The sequence below is a fragment of the Bacillus sp. ILBB4 genome, from assembly GCF_035064545.1.
Classification (GTDB): Bacteria; Bacillota; Bacilli; order Bacillales; family Bacillaceae_H; genus Priestia.
The window spans coordinates 1-15,720 of record NZ_JAIQVD010000024.1 but is presented as its reverse complement, the minus strand read 5'-3'; the positions used below and the strand labels follow the sequence as shown (position 1 = coordinate 15,720).

The window sequence follows — 15,720 nt, the reverse complement described above, 5'->3', positions numbered from 1 at the left end:
GGACTTTGTCCCTGTGAGAGTAGGACGTTGCCAGGCACCTGAAAAAGGACTAGCTATTTTAGCTAGTCCTTTTTTGTATGTTCATTTAAGTAACAAGAAATTAAGTAAGGAATTTTTTGAGCCGTAACTTCAAGGAACCTCAAGATAAATGGGTAATCTTTCGAAGAGTATGTATGCAATAATTCATACCACCACTCTGTTTCATAACGTGAAATCATACTTAAATTATAAAGTAATAAGTAATGTGCCAACATCTCAGGGAAATATAAGCAGCTATCTTTTTCCAAAGGTGCATGCAGCGTGTTATTTTGGAAATTGTACATAAAAGGTGAACAATTATATAAACAGCTTGAAGGATCAAGAATACATACCTGATCTTCTGACAGAGACAATGATAGGCGGGAACGCTCTTTTAAAAAAGAGTAGAGCCTTTCGTGATTCATATGATAACACCGTGTAACTTGTTCAGGAATAGACAAAGAGGTAGCTGGAAGCGATCCAATAGTTGTTAAATGGGAAAATGACCTAGTACCCAAATTTAAAAATAATGTATCTAATTCCGGTACGCACGACAACAGATAATTCATTGTATATTTACTACCTTCCATTTGTTTCACATGAAACAATTCTTCTCCTACTTGTGAAAACAAACCGCTTTTTTGGATCTTAACTTCATCATCTAAAAAATCATAACTTTGTTTTTTTCTTTTTCGTGTTGATACTCCATGTGCTAACACCGCCGTATTTTCTGGATATACTGGGTTTTGCGTTAACAAACAGGCTTTTAACAGCTGTGACATTCCATAAAATAATAAAACTGGTTGAACTGATACAGGAGATTGTGCCGCAACTTGATAATAATTTTTACTGTGTTCCAAATAATAAATAAATGGGTAACTGTTTTTAAAGCTATGTTGCTCTGCATCGCTATAATTCAATTTTTGATAGCGCTTTTTTAAAAAGTCTTGTACAAAAGGAACGGAGAAAAATAAATTGTAGGACGTCCAAACATCATTAAATTTATGCAACTAAATCACCTTTTCTTTTTATTAGAATTATCTGATATCTAGTGAAGTTATTGACAGGTACATATCTGCTTGTTAATCTACTAATAATATTCTGTCGTTTAAAGGAGGATTCTATAATGTGGGAAAGCAAATTTTCTAAAGAAGGCTTAACATTTGATGACGTTTTACTGGTGCCAGCAAAATCTGAGGTACTACCTAAAGACGTTGATATGAGTGTTGAACTAACAAAAACATTAAAATTAAAGGTGCCGTTCATCAGTGCAGGAATGGATACAGTTACAGAAGCTGAAATGGCTATTGCGATGGCTAGACAAGGTGGTTTAGGTATCATTCACAAAAACATGTCGATTGAACAGCAAGCAGAACAAGTTGATAAAGTAAAACGTTCTGAAAGTGGTGTTATCACTGATCCTTTCTTTTTAACTCCTGAAAACCAAGTATTTGCTGCTGAACATTTAATGGGCAAATATCGTATCTCAGGTGTGCCGATTGTCAACAACGAAGAAGAACAAAAACTAGTTGGAATCCTTACAAACCGCGACTTGCGTTTCATCCAAGATTATTCAATGCAAATTGCTGATGTAATGACAAAAGAAGAATTAGTTACTGCTCCAGTAGGAACGACTTTAGAAGAAGCAGAGAAAATTCTACAGCAATACAAAATTGAAAAGTTACCTCTTGTAGATGACAATGGTGTATTAAAAGGTCTTATCACAATTAAAGACATTGAAAAAGTAATTGAGTTTCCAAATGCAGCTAAAGATCAACAAGGTCGATTATTAGTTGGAGCAGCTGTTGGCGTAACAGCTGATTCAAATGTTCGTATCGAAAAATTAGTACAAGCTGGCGTTGATGTTATCGTTATTGATACAGCGCATGGACATTCACAAGGCGTTTTAGATACGGTACGCAGCATTCGCGAGGCATATCCAGAGTTAAATATTATTGCTGGTAACGTAGCAACTGCTGAAGGTACAAAAGCATTAATTGAAGCGGGAGCAAACGTAGTAAAAGTAGGAATTGGACCTGGTTCAATTTGTACAACTCGTGTTGTAGCCGGTGTAGGCGTTCCACAAATTACAGCAGTATATGACTGTGCAACTGAAGCTCGTAAGCACGGTGTAGCTATCATCGCAGATGGCGGTATCAAATACTCTGGAGATATCGTAAAAGCACTTGCAGCTGGTGGACATACAGTAATGCTAGGAAGCCTTCTAGCAGGAACAACCGAAAGTCCTGGAGAAACAGAAATCTACCAAGGTAGACGCTTTAAAGTGTACCGTGGAATGGGCTCTGTAGGAGCCATGGAAAAAGGAAGTAAAGATCGATACTTCCAAGAAGATAATAAAAAATTAGTTCCAGAAGGTATCGAAGGCCGTTTGCCTTACAAAGGACCTGTAGCAGATACTTTATATCAAATGATTGGCGGTTTACGCGCAGGAATGGGTTACTGTGGTTCAGCTAACTTAGAAGCGTTACGTGAACAGGCACAATTCATTCGTATGACTGGAGCAGGTTTAAGAGAAAGCCACCCACATGATGTACAAATCACAAAAGAATCTCCTAACTATTCTATGAGATAATCATGAATGTTTAAAAAACACGTTTCCCTATTAGGGAAACGTGTTTTTTATGTCATTGATCACGAATGTAACAGTACTTCTTTATCTATTTTTTTAAATTTTAGTATGATAAAATTACATTTATGTGAGTTTACGTTTGGAGGGTATAGAGTGAGAAACGCAGTACAGAAACAATTAATTTGTGTCATTGCTATTATGTTAATGGCCAGCGTATTTTTTGTCTCTACACAAGCATCAGCTGCTCCTAAAACAGATGATATTGGCGTTGAAGCAGATGCAGCGATCTTAGTAGAGGCAAGTACGGGGAAAGTATTATACGGGAAAAATACGGATGCTTTATTAGGTATTGCAAGCATGACAAAAATGATGACGGAATACCTAGTATTAGAATCCATAAAAGATAAGAAATTATCTTGGGATCAACGTGTGCCAGTTAGTAAATATGCAGCTAAAATTTCTCAGGATTATGGATTATCGAATGTACCGTTAATTGAAAACCAAAAATACACGGTCAAAGAATTATATGATGCCATGGCTATTTACTCAGCTAATGGAGCTGCGATTGCTTTAGCTGAAGCTGTCAGCGGTTCCGAAGAAAACTTTATTAAGTTAATGAACGAAACGGCAAAAAGATTAAATATGGGTGAATCAAAATTTGTCAATTCCACAGGTCTTTCTAATTCTTTGCTAAAAGGAATGTATCCAAAAGGAACGAAGGAAGAAGATGAGAACCTTCTATCGGCTCGGGCAGTTGCTACCCTTGCTTATCACTTAATTCATGATTATCCAGAATCTTTGGAAGTAGCTAAAACTCCTTCTAAGATGTTTAGACAAGGGCAACAAGGCGAAACAAAAATGAACAATTGGAATAAGATGCTCCCAGGTTTTTCAGCTGCCTACAGCGGCGTAGACGGTTTAAAAACTGGCCATACAGATTTTGCAGGTCAATGTTTCACTGGGACTGCAGAGCGTAATGGGGTAAGATACATAACAGTTGTAATGAATGCCAAGGAAAACGGCAAGTCTACGGAAGCTGCTCGTTTTTCCCAAACGAAAAAGATATTGGATTATGCTTTTAGTCATTTTCAGTTAAAAGAAGTAGTGCCTGCTAACGGCGAGATTAAAGGGCATGAAACAATTGATGTTGCTAAAGGAAAATCAAAAGAAGCTTCCGTTTCTCCAAAGAATTCGGTAAAGATTATTACTGAAAAAGGTCAAAAAGATCATACTAAAATCAACTTTAAGTTAAACGATAAAGTTATGAACGATCAAAAAGTTGTTGCTCCTATTAAAAAAGGAGAAACAGTTGCTTATGTGAGTGCAACAAACAGCAATCTTAAAGATTTAGGCTATGTAGGAGGTCAAACTACAGATAGCATGACGCCGGTTGTGACAAACGAATCTGTTGAAAAAGCTGGATGGTTCTCTCTCGCTATCCGCAGTATTGGCAACTTCTTCAGCGATATTTGGATGAATGCTGCAAATACAGTGAATAACTGGTTTTAATGATAACTCAAGAGAAAGAAGAGATACTACAAGAGAGTATCTCTTCTTTTTATTTTTAGATTTGTTTGTATATAATCTATAAATTAGATAGGAATTTTCCGAAAAATGCGGTAAAATAGACACTAAGTTTTGAATTTTGTATATACACTAAAAATTATTGTGAAACACTTGATACAGGAGGAAGACAAACATGAATAACATTACAGGTACTGATCGTGTAAAACGAGGAATGGCGGAAATGCAAAAAGGTGGCGTTATCATGGACGTTATCAATGCAGAGCAAGCAAAAATTGCAGAAGCAGCAGGCGCTGTTGCCGTTATGGCATTAGAGCGTGTTCCAGCTGATATCCGTGCAGCAGGCGGCGTGTCTCGTATGGCAGACCCAACAATCGTTGAAGAAGTGATGAATGCTGTGTCCATTCCAGTTATGGCAAAAGCTCGTATTGGCCATATTGTTGAAGCACGCGTGCTAGAAGCGATGGGTGTAGACTACATCGATGAAAGTGAAGTGTTGACTCCAGCTGATGAGGAGTTTCATTTGAATAAAAATACATTTACGGTTCCATTTGTGTGCGGTTGCCGTGATCTTGGCGAAGCATCTCGTCGTATTGCTGAAGGAGCTGCAATGCTTCGTACAAAGGGCGAACCAGGGACAGGAAACATCGTGGAAGCAGTACGTCATATGCGTCAAGTAAACGCTCAAGTACGTAAAGTTGTGGGCATGGACGAAGATGAGTTAATGACAGAAGCTAAACTATTAGGCGCACCTTATGAGTTATTACTGCAAATTAAACGTGAAGGTCGTTTACCAGTTGTAAACTTTGCAGCAGGCGGTGTAGCAACACCAGCAGATGCAGCGTTAATGATGCAGCTTGGAGCAGACGGCGTGTTCGTTGGATCAGGAATCTTCAAATCAGACAACCCTGAAAAGTTTGCACGTGCAATCGTGGAAGCAACAACACATTATCAAGACTATGAGCTTATTGCAAACTTATCAAAAGGGTTAGGAAGTGCAATGAAAGGGATTGAAATTTCATCATTATTACCAGAAAACCGCATGCAAGAGCGTGGATGGTAATTTAAAGGGAGTTTTGACAAAATGGTAAAAGTAGGCGTGTTAGGATTACAAGGTGCCTTTCGCGAGCATGCACAAGCATTAGAAGCAGCAGGCGCTGAAGCCATTATCATAAAAAAAGTTGAACAGCTAAACGAAATAGATGGTTTAATCCTACCGGGCGGCGAAAGCACAGCAATGCGTCGTCTGATCGACAAATATGACTTTATGGAACCTCTTCGCCAGTTTGCACAAGCAGGTAAACCGGTATTTGGTACGTGTGCGGGTTTAATTTTACTCGCAGGACAAGTCGTTGACCGTGAAGAGCCCCATTTAGGTGTTATGGATATTACGGTAGCTCGCAACTCGTTTGGGCGTCAACGGGATAGCTTTGAAGCTGCCCTAAATATTAAAGATATCGGTGAAGATTTTATAGGCGTATTTATCCGTGCTCCGCATATTGTAGAAGTAGGAGAAAACGTTGAAGTCTTAGCAATGCATAACGACCGAATTGTTGCGGCAAGACAAGGTCAATTCTTGGGATGTTCGTTTCATCCAGAATTGACAGATGATGCTCGCATGGCGCAGTATTTTGTAGCAATGGTTGAAGAAGCTTCAAAAAAACCTGTATAAATGAATTGCATCTTGTAAAGACTTGTAGTACATTATGATTAATAAAAATGATATTGGTATAAAGCGTTGATAGGAAATAGTAATAAGATTTTTGATTTCAAGAGAGTCGATGGCTGGTGTGAATCGATAATCAATTCTTATGAATCCGTCCTGGAGCAAGCTGTCGAAAAAGTAGTAGGCAGTTTCGGTTCATCCGTTATCTGGTTTAAGAGGAAGGCTTATTTTAGCTTTCAATTAGGGTGGCAACGCGGGTAAACTCTCGTCCCTTTCATGGGGATGAGAGTTTTTATTTTGCCCTTTTATACTAAAGGAGGTACTAAGTATGTTAGATTTAAAATTTTTACGTGCTAATTTTAATGAAGTAAAAGAAAAGCTCAAGTTTCGTGGTGAGGACTTAACGGACTTAGGTCGCTTTGAAGAGTTAGATGCAAAACGCCGTGAGCTAATTGCTCAAACAGAAGAGTTAAAAAGCAAGCGAAATGAAGTATCACAGCAAATTGCACAATTGAAGCGTGAAAAACAAGATGCTGATCATTTAATCGTTGAAATGCGTGAAGTAGGAGATCGCGTAAAGCAATTGGATGAAGAGCTTCGCAGCGTTGAAGAAGAATTAGAACTATTGCTGCTTTCAATTCCTAACGTTCCACATGAAAGTACGCCTGTAGGTGAAACTGAAGATGATAACGTAGAAGTTCGCAAATGGGGAGAAATTAAACAATTTGATTTTGAACCAAAACCGCATTGGGATTTAGGAACAGATTTAAATATTTTAGATTTTGAAAGAGCTTCGAAAGTAACAGGAAGCCGCTTTGTATTTTATAAAGGGTTAGGTGCAAGATTAGAACGTGCTCTTATTAACTTTATGATGGATTTACATATGGATGAGCATGGTTATGAAGAAATCCTTCCTCCATATATGGTGAATCGCACAAGCATGACAGGAACAGGGCAGCTTCCTAAATTTGAAGAAGATGCATTCAAGATTAAAGAAGAAGATTATTTCTTAATTCCTACAGCTGAAGTACCAGTTACAAATTTACATCGTGATGAAATTTTAAGCGGAGATCAGCTTCCAATTGCTTATACAGCGTATAGTGCTTGCTTCCGCTCAGAAGCAGGCTCTGCAGGAAGAGATACACGTGGTCTTATTCGTCAGCATCAGTTTAATAAAGTAGAACTTGTTCGCTTTGTTAAGCCAGAAGATTCTTATGATGAATTAGAAAAATTAACGGGCCATGCTGAAAAGGTTCTTCAACTATTAGGTTTACCTTACCGAGTTCTAAGCATGTGTACAGCTGACTTAGGTTTCACAGCAGCCAAAAAGTATGATATTGAAGTTTGGATTCCAAGTTATGAAACGTATCGTGAAATTTCTTCTTGTTCAAACTTTGAGAGCTTCCAAGCTCGCCGTGCTAATATTCGCTTCCGCCGTGATACAAAAGCAAAACCAGAGCATGTTCATACACTAAACGGTTCTGGCTTAGCAATTGGCCGTACGGTAGCTGCAATTTTAGAAAACTACCAGCAGGAAGATGGATCAATTCAAATTCCAGAAGTGCTGCGTCCATATATGGGAAATAAAGAATTTATTTCTAAATAAAAGTAGAAGATGTTCATTAAGAATTAATTCTTAATGAACATCTTTTTTAAAAAAATCAATAAAAGAGTTGACTTCATTATTTGTATATGATAAATTAATACTTGTCGATACGGAGGAATACCCAAGTCCGGCTGAAGGGATCGGTCTTGAAAACCGACAGGGGTGTTAAAGCCCGCGGGGGTTCGAATCCCTCTTCCTCCGCCATATTTGACTTATAATGCAATTAACATAGCGCGATAAATTGGAGATTGGAAAACCGTTACTTATAAGTAACGGTTTTTTATTTGTTAAAAATGCCGCTTTAATAGATAAAGCGGCATTTTTTTATAGATGACGACGTTTTAGCTTTTCATTATGTTGTAAAAAGCGAGCCACTTTTTCAACAATTGATTCAATTGAATCAGGATTCTTGATAAGGTCATATTCTCTAATATCTAAACGAAGAATAGGACAAGCCGTAAAGTTATTAATCCAGTCTTCGTATCGGGCGTGCATCTCTTTCCAATAATCAAGAGGCGTTTGTTGTTCCATTGGTCGCCCTCTTTCTTGAATGCGATCTACAATATCTTCGAAGCTGCCTTCCAAATAAATGAGCAGATCCGGATGAGGGAAATATGGAGTCATAACCATTGCATCGAACAAGCTTGTATATGTTTCATAGTCTACTTTAGACATCGTTCCTTTTTCAAAATGCATCTTAGCAAAAATACCGGTATCTTCGTAAATGGATCTGTCTTGGATGAAGCCGCCGCCATACTCGAAAATTTTCTTTTGTTCTTTAAAGCGTTCCGCTAGAAAATATACTTGTAGGTGGAAGCTCCAACGTTCAAAATCCCCATAAAATTTGTCCAGGTAAGGATTGGAATCTACTTTTTCAAACGATGTGCGAAATTGGAGAGCATCAGCCAATGATTGAGTCATTGTAGATTTCCCAACTCCAACTGTGCCCGCTATCGTCAACACAGCATCATTAGGAATGTTGTATTTCGATCGTAAGTTTACCATTACATACTCCTTTTTAACATACTCTCTTGAACCTCTGATAAGATTCTATTTAAGTGTTGTTTATTTTGTACAAAATCTATTTCATCACCGTCATAACGTAAAATGGTTACATCAGGGTTATTTTGTTCAAACGCCGTCATAGCTTTTTCATAATCATCACTTAGCCTCGCAAGGTAGTGAGGATCGATGTTTCGTTCAATTTCTCTTCCGCGCATTTTAATACGCTTTAACAAGGTATCTAAACTGGCATTTAAATAAATAATAATGTTCGGAGCTGGCATATCAGCCGTTAAGATGTGGAAGATTTGTACATATTTTTTATACTGTTCATCTTTTAACGTTTGCTCAGCAAAAATCATGTTTTTCATAATATGATAATCTGCTACAACAGGTTTTTTATAAGATAAGAACCCTTTTTGAATATCCTCCAACTGCTTATATCGATTACATAGAAAAAACATTTCGGTTTGAAAACTCCACTCGTTGATATTTTCATAAAATTTCCCGAGAAATGGATTTTCATCTACGATTTCTTTTAAAATTTCGAATTGAAATGCTTGTGCAATCTCTTTAGCTAGAGAGGTTTTTCCGACACCGATGGGTCCTTCTACTGAAATAAAAGGTGTGCCTTGCATTCATTTGCCTCCTTCATGACCACTCGTTCAAAAAAAACAGACAAAAAATATTTTAACATAGAGAAGGAGAATAAGGGGAAAAGAAATTTCTTTCAGTAAGAAGAATAACAAAAAGCCTACTGTTAACAGTAAGCTTTCCCTATTTATGGCTGTGTCACTCTTTTTGTAATTTTGAAGTTGTCTTCAACCAAGAGCCAGTTTTGCGGGAAATCTAAGCCTAGTTTCCAGTAAGCCATTCCTCTAAGTTTTAATTCTTTGATTAAATCAAACTTGGCCTGAATAGACCTAGCGTCTTCAAACCATACTTCGTGGGTGCGCTGCTGTTCATCTTTATACCGGAAGAAAGGAGCTTGTGCTTTATTGTCGTATTGAATAGCTACTTTATAGCGAACTGCCAACTCAATAGCTCGTTGAGGACTAATGGCTTTGGCATATTCCCCTCCTGGTTTGTAAGGAAGTGTCCAATCGTAACCGTACAGGTTTTGGCCCATGATAATTTTTGAACTAGGTATTTCAGATACTGCATATTCTAAAACATCACGTACGGGACCAATAGGAGAGACGGCCATAGGAGGCCCACCGCTATATCCCCATTCGTATGTCATCGGAACAACGAAGTTAGCAATCTCTCCAATGGCTTTATAATCATGTGCTTCATACCATTTGCCTTTTTGATCTCGACTTGTCTTCGGAGCTAAAGCGACAGACATAAGAAGTTGCTCATCTTGAAGACGCTTTTTTGCTTTCTGTAAAAATGTAATATAGGCTTCTTTATCTGCCGGACGCAAAAATTCGAAGTCAAAGTGAATGTCTCTGAAATTTTGTTCTTTCGCTGTTTTTACAATATTATTTAAGAGCGTATCTTGAACGTCTTTATTATTTAAAATTGCTCGGCCGACTTCGTCACTGAATGCGCCGTTTTCAATATTAGCCAATACCATTAAGAAAATGACGTCATTTTCTTTAGCAATAGAACCTAAATTGTTAAGTGGAGGTGCCTTTAGAGAACCGTCTTTTTGCACTTCGAAGTTCGCTGGTCCGAGATAAGTAAGGTATTTTGCATTTTGATTAATCATTTTCTCTGTTTGAGGAGTGATTTTTCGATTGCTTGTTTCAACATACCCTAAAAACTCACCGTTTCTTTTGTTGGGGGAAGGGGGAATTAAGATGCGGCGGCCAGGTGTTAAGGGTGCTGTAACTGAAACATTGTTCGCATTGGCAATAGCCTGATAGCTAACGCCTAATTTTCTTCCTACCTTCCATATAGTGTCCCCAGCTTTTACTGTGTAGTAAGTACCGTTGATTGGAATAACCATAGATTGCCCGATGACGAGTTGATTTGGATTAGGTAATTCATTTGCTCTTATAATTTTCCCTGCGTCAATGCGGAACTGTTTTGCAATACTATATATACTGTCACCTGCTTTAACAGTGTAAATTTGCATAATAAAAAGCCTCCATTTCATATGACTTACTTCCATCATATGAGAAGGCTTTTTACTTAATTCATCAACTCGGTATGTTTGCAAATACGAGCATTTAATACGTTATGCATCATTCTCAAAGCAAAGGTATTGTCTTCATCTGCGTTTGAAGCAACACAATCTTCAGGCACAATTAAGTTATACTCACGCATATAAGCATCGTTGGCTGAAAAAAGCACGCATATATTTCCCGCAATTCCTGTTAAAATAAGTGTATGCACATCGAGCTGTGATAGCAAAATATTTAAAGCTGTCCCATAGAAGATAGAATGCTTTGGTTTAATTAAAAAGTAATCAGCGTTTTGTGGTGAAATGTGATGTAGAATGGGTGAGCTTATCTCATTTGTGCAGTGTGTTAAAATGGTTTCTAAGTTTGCTTGCCATAGCTTATAGTGGTCATTGACATAAATGATAGGGATATGTTGAGACGAGGCATATTGTTTTAATTTGGAAATGTTTTGAGCAATTGTTAAAGATTTTTCAGCAAGTATTTTGCCGTTTTTAAATTGAAAATCGTTTAGCATATCAATAATAATTAAAGCAGTTTTAGCGTTCTTCACATAAGGTCTCTCCTTTTCCTGATGTACATAGTAAATAGTTTGACTCAGAAAAAATATAATATGTAAGGTTGGATAAAAAGTGTTAAATGATGAAAAGTATATGAGGTTGGCAATTGATGAAGCATTAAAAGCCAAAGATAAATTAGAGGTTCCCATTGGAGCAGTTATTGTTCAAAATGACGAGGTAGTTGCTTCAGCTTATAACTTACGAGAAACAGAACAGCGATCAGTTGCTCATGCGGAACTTTTAGCAATTGATGAAGCATGTAAGAAACTAGGAACATGGAGATTAGAAGACGCTACGTTATATGTCACCTTAGAACCATGTCCGATGTGTGCAGGTGCTATTGTATTATCAAGAGTGAAAAGAGTTGTGTTTGGCGCTTATGATCCTAAAGGTGGCTGCGCGGGAACATTGTTAAACTTATTAGAGTTTGAAAAGTTTAATCATCAAGCACAAGTAGTAGGAGGTATGCTAGAAGAAGAATGCGGGAGCCTCTTAACGACCTTTTTTCGTGAGTTGCGTCAACGAAAAAAGGCTGGAAAATAGCGCTAAAAAAGTAAGTTTTCTATAGCGGTTGCATTTTTGAATGAAAAGACGTATACTTGTAAATGCATCAACTTGATGCCCAAACTATTGGTTTCAACTTTGCCGTGCTAAGCGGGGAGGTAGCGGTGCCCTGTACTCGCAATCCGCTCTAGCGAGGCCGAATTCCTTCTTGAGGTTAGCTCATCTTAGGGCCTGCCTTAAGTAAGTGGTGTTGACGTTTGGGTCCTATGCAATGGGAATCTGTGAACCCTGTCAGGTCCGGAAGGAAGCAGCAGTAAGCAGAACCTCTCATGTGCCATGGGGTCGCCTGAACCGAGCTAACTGCTTAAGTAACGCCTGGGGTGGCTAATCGACGGAAGGTGCACGGCAGTTATATACATAAGTTTAGTCTACTCTGTTGGAGTAGGCTTTTTATTTTATCTCTCACTATTTTGAAAAAAAACCTCATAATACGCTATAATGATAACTAATGAATTATATTAAAAGGAGAGGATGTAGTGGCATATCAGGCTCTGTACCGTGTATACCGTCCTCAAAGCTTTAACGACGTAGTCGGTCAACAACATATTATCAAAACACTTCAAAATGCCCTTGTCCAAGAGAAATTTTCGCATGCGTATTTATTTTCTGGACCTCGAGGGACAGGAAAGACAACAGCTGCTAAAATTTTAGCGAAAGCCGTTAACTGTGAAAAAGCACCCATTGCTGAACCCTGTAATGAATGTGCAACTTGTCGGGGAATTACTGATGGTTCCATTTCGGATGTAATTGAAATTGATGCAGCCTCTAATAATGGAGTCGATGAAATTCGAGATATCCGTGATAAAGTAAAATATGCACCTAGTGCTGTTCGATACAAAGTGTACATTATTGATGAAGTTCATATGCTTTCAATTGGAGCTTTTAACGCTTTATTAAAAACGTTAGAAGAACCTCCTGCACATGTTATCTTTATTTTAGCTACAACAGAGCCGCATAAAATTCCATTAACGATTATCTCTAGATGTCAGCGCTTTGATTTCAAACGCATTTCGCCAGAAGATATCGTATATCGAATGAAGGAAGTATTGGGTTCTGAAGAGCTAGAAGTAAGCGAGGATGCTCTTTACGAAATTGCGAAAGCTTCAGAAGGCGGCATGCGTGATGCACTTAGTCTTTTAGACCAAGCCATCTCGTATAGTACGGAGAAGGTGAGCTTAGAGGATGTTCTATCCATAACAGGAGCAGTATCACAGGCTTTTATTGTGAAGATCGTCCAAGCTATCTTTAATGAAAACATCGTAGAAGCGCTAGACTCTGTTGAAAGTTTGATCAAAAACGGAAAAGATCCAGCGAGGTTTGTAGAGGACCTCATCTTCTATTATCGTGATGTTCTGCTTTATCAAGCTTCTGAAGAAAATGCATATTTACTTGAAAAAGCAGCGGTTAACGAAGAGTTTAAAGAACTCAGTTCAAAAATGGATAGTGCCTTTATTTATAAAGTCATTGCTGAATTGAACCAAACTCAGCAAGAGATGAAATGGAGCAATCATCCTCGAGTGCTACTTGAAGTAGCTTTAGTAAAATTAGCTCAAAGTTCTACAAATCAAGAGGATACTCTTCCATATCAAGACATTTTGCAAAAAATGAATCAAATGGAAGCAGAACTGCAGCAGTTAAAAGAAAAAGGTATTCAAGTTGATCATACAGCTCAGGCAGCGCAAACAGAGAAAAAACAGACTAGACAGTCCAGAAGTCAGTACAAAACGCCTGTTGGGAAGGTAAATGAAGTTCTAAAAAATGCCACTCGGCAGAATTTAGAAACGATTAAGCGATCTTGGGCGCAGGTGTTGGACACATTGAAACAACAAAATAAAGCTTCACATGCGGCGTTGTTATCTAACAGTGAACCAGTTGCGTCTTCAGATCAATCATTTATACTTAAATTTAAATATGAAATTCATTGCAAAATGGCTTCTGAAAATAACAACAATGTACGTGATAATTTAGAGAATATCTTATATACTTTAATTGGCAGCAAGCGTGAAATGGTTGCAATTCCAGAAAGCGAATGGGATAAAGTAAGAGAAGAGTTTCTTCAAGGACAGCAAAGTGATGGGTCATCAGGTCAACCACAGGAGGAAGACCCTGTGGTTGCAGAAGCGAAAAAGCTATTTGGAGAAGACTTAATCGAAATTCAAGAGTAAATTTAGGAGGAATGTTCATATGATGAAAGGCATGGGCAATATGCAAAAAATGATGAAACAAATGCAAAAAATGCAAAAAGATATGCAAAAAGCGCAGGAAGAGTTAGCTGAAAAAACTGTTGAAGGTACAGCTGGCGGTGGAATGGTAACAGTTGTGGTTAACGGTCAGAAACAAGTAATTGATGTAAATATTAAAGAGGATGTAGTAGATCCTGAAGATATTGAAATGCTACAAGATTTAGTACTAGCAGCAACAAATGACGCATTAAAACAAATGGACGATTTAACAAATAACACAATGGGTCAATTTACAAAAGGTTTAAATATTCCAGGACTTTAATAAGGTGGTTGCCACGTGCATTATCCAGAACCAATATCAAAGCTTATAGATAGTTTTATGAAGTTACCCGGCATTGGTCCAAAAACAGCTGTTCGCTTAGCGTTCTTTGTTTTATCTATGAAAGAAGATACAGTATTAGATTTTGCAAAAGCATTAGTCAATGCGAAGCGAAATTTAACCTATTGTTCAGTTTGCGGGCATATCACAGATCAAGATCCTTGCTACATTTGTCAAGATCAGCGCAGAGAGCGAAATGTGGTATGTGTCGTGCAAGACCCTAAGGATGTCATTGCAATGGAGAAAATGAAAGAATATAACGGCTTGTATCATGTCCTGCATGGCGCAATTTCACCTATGGAAGGAATAGGGCCTGAAGATATCAAAGTACCAGAGTTATTAAAAAGACTTCAAGATGACGAGATTCAAGAAGTGATTTTAGCTACTAACCCGAATATAGAGGGCGAAGCTACGGCTATGTATATCTCTAGGCTCTTAAAGCCGACAGGAATTAAAATTACTAGAATTGCTCATGGGTTACCCGTTGGAGGAGATCTTGAGTACGCAGATGAAGTAACATTATCTAAAGCCCTAGAAGGTAGAAGAGAAGTATAACGAGGTACTTGTATATGTTTTTTAAAAGAAAAGGTTGGTTACGCAAAGAGTACGATGATGAATTTGTGAAGACTTTTATGCAAGTAAAGCAGGAATGGAGTCACAAAACTTCAATGGTAGAAAGAAGTGTAGATCCTTCAGAAGAGGTAATGGTAGATATTCGATTAGCCAAAATGAAGTATCTTTTTCTATTAAAAGAAGCCAAGCATCGAAATATTTCAATTAACAGGATGTCATAGAGGCATCCTGTTTTGTTGTCTTTATAAAATAAGGATTTCCCTCCGTGAAATAGTGCTTTTTTTGAATGCTTGGACATACATATAAGATAACTTATCTGCTTTAAGAAGGAGGCAACATGCTAAATCATCCCATTGTAGTTGTGTCTTTTTTAATAGGACTAATCATTCTACTCTTAGTAACAGGTGGTGTTGAAAAAATGCTTCGAGTCATTGGAAATTTATCCATTAAGCTTATTATTGGCGTTCTGCTGCTTTTCTTTATTAACATTTTTGGCGTACAGTTTGGTATTCATATCCCTATTAATTTCCCCACAGCCATTGTTTCAGCTATTTTAGGTATTCCAGGAATAGCAGCCTTACTTGTTATTAATAATTTCATATTATAATTTGGAGGAATATCCAAAATAAAAGTTTTCTGGAATCTTTTCGAGAAAACTTTTATTTTTTTTGAAAAAGTTGTTGACCAACAAGTTAACAGATGTTATATTTATATACGTCGCTAAGACAACAACAAAAAAATAACTCGAAAATAACTTAATGAGAAAAGTTGTTGACAAGTTATTCTTGAGGTGGTAAGATAAGAAAGTCGCCTTGAGACAAGAGTTCTTTGAAAACTGAACGAAATAGTAAACGTCAACGTTAATTTTTATTTTTTAATTGAGCAAGTCAAACATTTCTTCGGAGAGTTTGATCCTGGCTCAGGAT

General features: G+C 37.6%; 16 protein-coding genes, 1 tRNA gene, 1 other RNA gene and 1 other annotated feature. Of the genes, 13 read left to right on the top strand and 5 right to left on the bottom strand.

The genetic code is table 11. The features are described from left to right. Positions 1 to 62: 62 nt before the first annotated feature. Positions 63 to 1,028, bottom strand: a complete 966-nt coding sequence (locus LAV82_RS30720; RefSeq protein ID WP_063670402.1) for a YaaC family protein — start codon at positions 1,026 to 1,028, stop codon at positions 63 to 65. A 116-nt stretch (positions 1,029 to 1,144) separates the two neighbouring features. On the opposite strand from LAV82_RS30720, the gene guaB reads away from it, so the two are divergent. From guaB to LAV82_RS30690, 6 genes are all read left to right on the top strand, one after another. After that, complete coding sequence (gene guaB / locus LAV82_RS30715; RefSeq protein WP_013054827.1) at positions 1,145 to 2,611, top strand: IMP dehydrogenase; 1,467 nt, start codon at positions 1,145 to 1,147, stop codon at positions 2,609 to 2,611. Positions 2,612 to 2,761: 150 nt separating this feature from the next. After that, positions 2,762 to 4,117 (top strand): serine hydrolase, encoded by a 1,356-nt coding sequence (locus LAV82_RS30710; protein ID WP_499717592.1) that lies wholly within the window; start codon positions 2,762 to 2,764, stop codon positions 4,115 to 4,117. A gap of 190 nt (positions 4,118 to 4,307) precedes the next feature. Then, positions 4,308 to 5,195: a pyridoxal 5'-phosphate synthase lyase subunit PdxS gene (gene pdxS / locus LAV82_RS30705; protein ID WP_013054829.1), complete on the top strand. Its 888-nt coding sequence runs from the start codon at positions 4,308 to 4,310 to the stop codon at positions 5,193 to 5,195. 21 nt (positions 5,196 to 5,216) lie between these two features. Next, positions 5,217 to 5,804, top strand: coding sequence for a pyridoxal 5'-phosphate synthase glutaminase subunit PdxT (gene pdxT / locus LAV82_RS30700; protein WP_013081320.1), 588 nt, complete (start codon positions 5,217 to 5,219; stop codon positions 5,802 to 5,804). 57 nt (positions 5,805 to 5,861) lie between these two features. Then, positions 5,862 to 6,074 (top strand) — a binding site (T-box leader). A 52-nt stretch (positions 6,075 to 6,126) separates the two neighbouring features. Further along, a complete protein-coding gene (serS, locus tag LAV82_RS30695; protein WP_013054831.1) occupies positions 6,127 to 7,404 on the top strand; it encodes a serine--tRNA ligase in 1,278 nt (425 codons plus the stop codon). 111 nt (positions 7,405 to 7,515) lie between these two features. Then, positions 7,516 to 7,608: transfer RNA gene (locus LAV82_RS30690), tRNA-Ser, on the top strand. A gap of 120 nt (positions 7,609 to 7,728) precedes the next feature. Here LAV82_RS30690 and LAV82_RS30685 read toward each other — a convergent pair. From LAV82_RS30685 to LAV82_RS30670, 4 genes are all read right to left on the bottom strand, one after another. After that, positions 7,729 to 8,409 (bottom strand): deoxynucleoside kinase, encoded by a 681-nt coding sequence (locus LAV82_RS30685; protein WP_028410385.1) that lies wholly within the window; start codon positions 8,407 to 8,409, stop codon positions 7,729 to 7,731. After that, a complete protein-coding gene (locus LAV82_RS30680; protein WP_028410386.1) occupies positions 8,409 to 9,044 on the bottom strand; it encodes a deoxynucleoside kinase in 636 nt (211 codons plus the stop codon). The genes LAV82_RS30685 and LAV82_RS30680 overlap by 1 nt, the downstream gene beginning before the upstream one ends. Before the next feature lie 143 nt (positions 9,045 to 9,187). Further along, complete coding sequence (locus tag LAV82_RS30675) at positions 9,188 to 10,489, bottom strand: LysM peptidoglycan-binding domain-containing protein (RefSeq protein WP_499717591.1); 1,302 nt, start codon at positions 10,487 to 10,489, stop codon at positions 9,188 to 9,190. Positions 10,490 to 10,545: 56 nt separating this feature from the next. Next, positions 10,546 to 11,088, bottom strand: coding sequence for a cysteine hydrolase family protein (locus tag LAV82_RS30670; protein WP_211080149.1), 543 nt, complete (start codon positions 11,086 to 11,088; stop codon positions 10,546 to 10,548). Between the two features lie 79 nt (positions 11,089 to 11,167). Here LAV82_RS30670 and tadA point away from each other — a divergent pair, with 79 nt between their 5' ends. The 7 genes from tadA to LAV82_RS30635 all read left to right on the top strand — a co-directional run bounded on the left by tadA (position 11,168) and on the right by LAV82_RS30635 (position 15,401). Continuing rightward, positions 11,168 to 11,638 carry a tRNA adenosine(34) deaminase TadA gene (gene tadA, locus LAV82_RS30665; protein ID WP_013054836.1) on the top strand — a complete coding sequence of 157 codons (471 nt, stop codon included), beginning with the start codon at positions 11,168 to 11,170 and terminating at the stop codon, positions 11,636 to 11,638. Positions 11,639 to 11,740: 102 nt separating this feature from the next. Continuing rightward, positions 11,741 to 12,005: signal recognition particle sRNA large type (ffs, locus tag LAV82_RS30660), an RNA gene on the top strand. 130 nt (positions 12,006 to 12,135) lie between these two features. Beyond that, complete coding sequence (gene dnaX, locus LAV82_RS30655) at positions 12,136 to 13,824, top strand: DNA polymerase III subunit gamma/tau (RefSeq protein WP_013054837.1); 1,689 nt, start codon at positions 12,136 to 12,138, stop codon at positions 13,822 to 13,824. 19 nt (positions 13,825 to 13,843) lie between these two features. Next, positions 13,844 to 14,164, top strand: coding sequence for a YbaB/EbfC family nucleoid-associated protein (locus LAV82_RS30650; RefSeq protein ID WP_013081327.1), 321 nt, complete (start codon positions 13,844 to 13,846; stop codon positions 14,162 to 14,164). Between the two features lie 15 nt (positions 14,165 to 14,179). Next, positions 14,180 to 14,776, top strand: coding sequence for a recombination mediator RecR (gene recR / locus LAV82_RS30645; protein WP_013054839.1), 597 nt, complete (start codon positions 14,180 to 14,182; stop codon positions 14,774 to 14,776). 14 nt (positions 14,777 to 14,790) lie between these two features. After that, positions 14,791 to 15,015, top strand: coding sequence for a YaaL family protein (locus tag LAV82_RS30640; RefSeq protein WP_013054840.1), 225 nt, complete (start codon positions 14,791 to 14,793; stop codon positions 15,013 to 15,015). 116 nt (positions 15,016 to 15,131) lie between these two features. Next, positions 15,132 to 15,401 carry a pro-sigmaK processing inhibitor BofA family protein gene (locus LAV82_RS30635; RefSeq protein ID WP_013081328.1) on the top strand — a complete coding sequence of 90 codons (270 nt, stop codon included), beginning with the start codon at positions 15,132 to 15,134 and terminating at the stop codon, positions 15,399 to 15,401. The last annotated feature ends 319 nt before the right edge of the window (positions 15,402 to 15,720 follow it).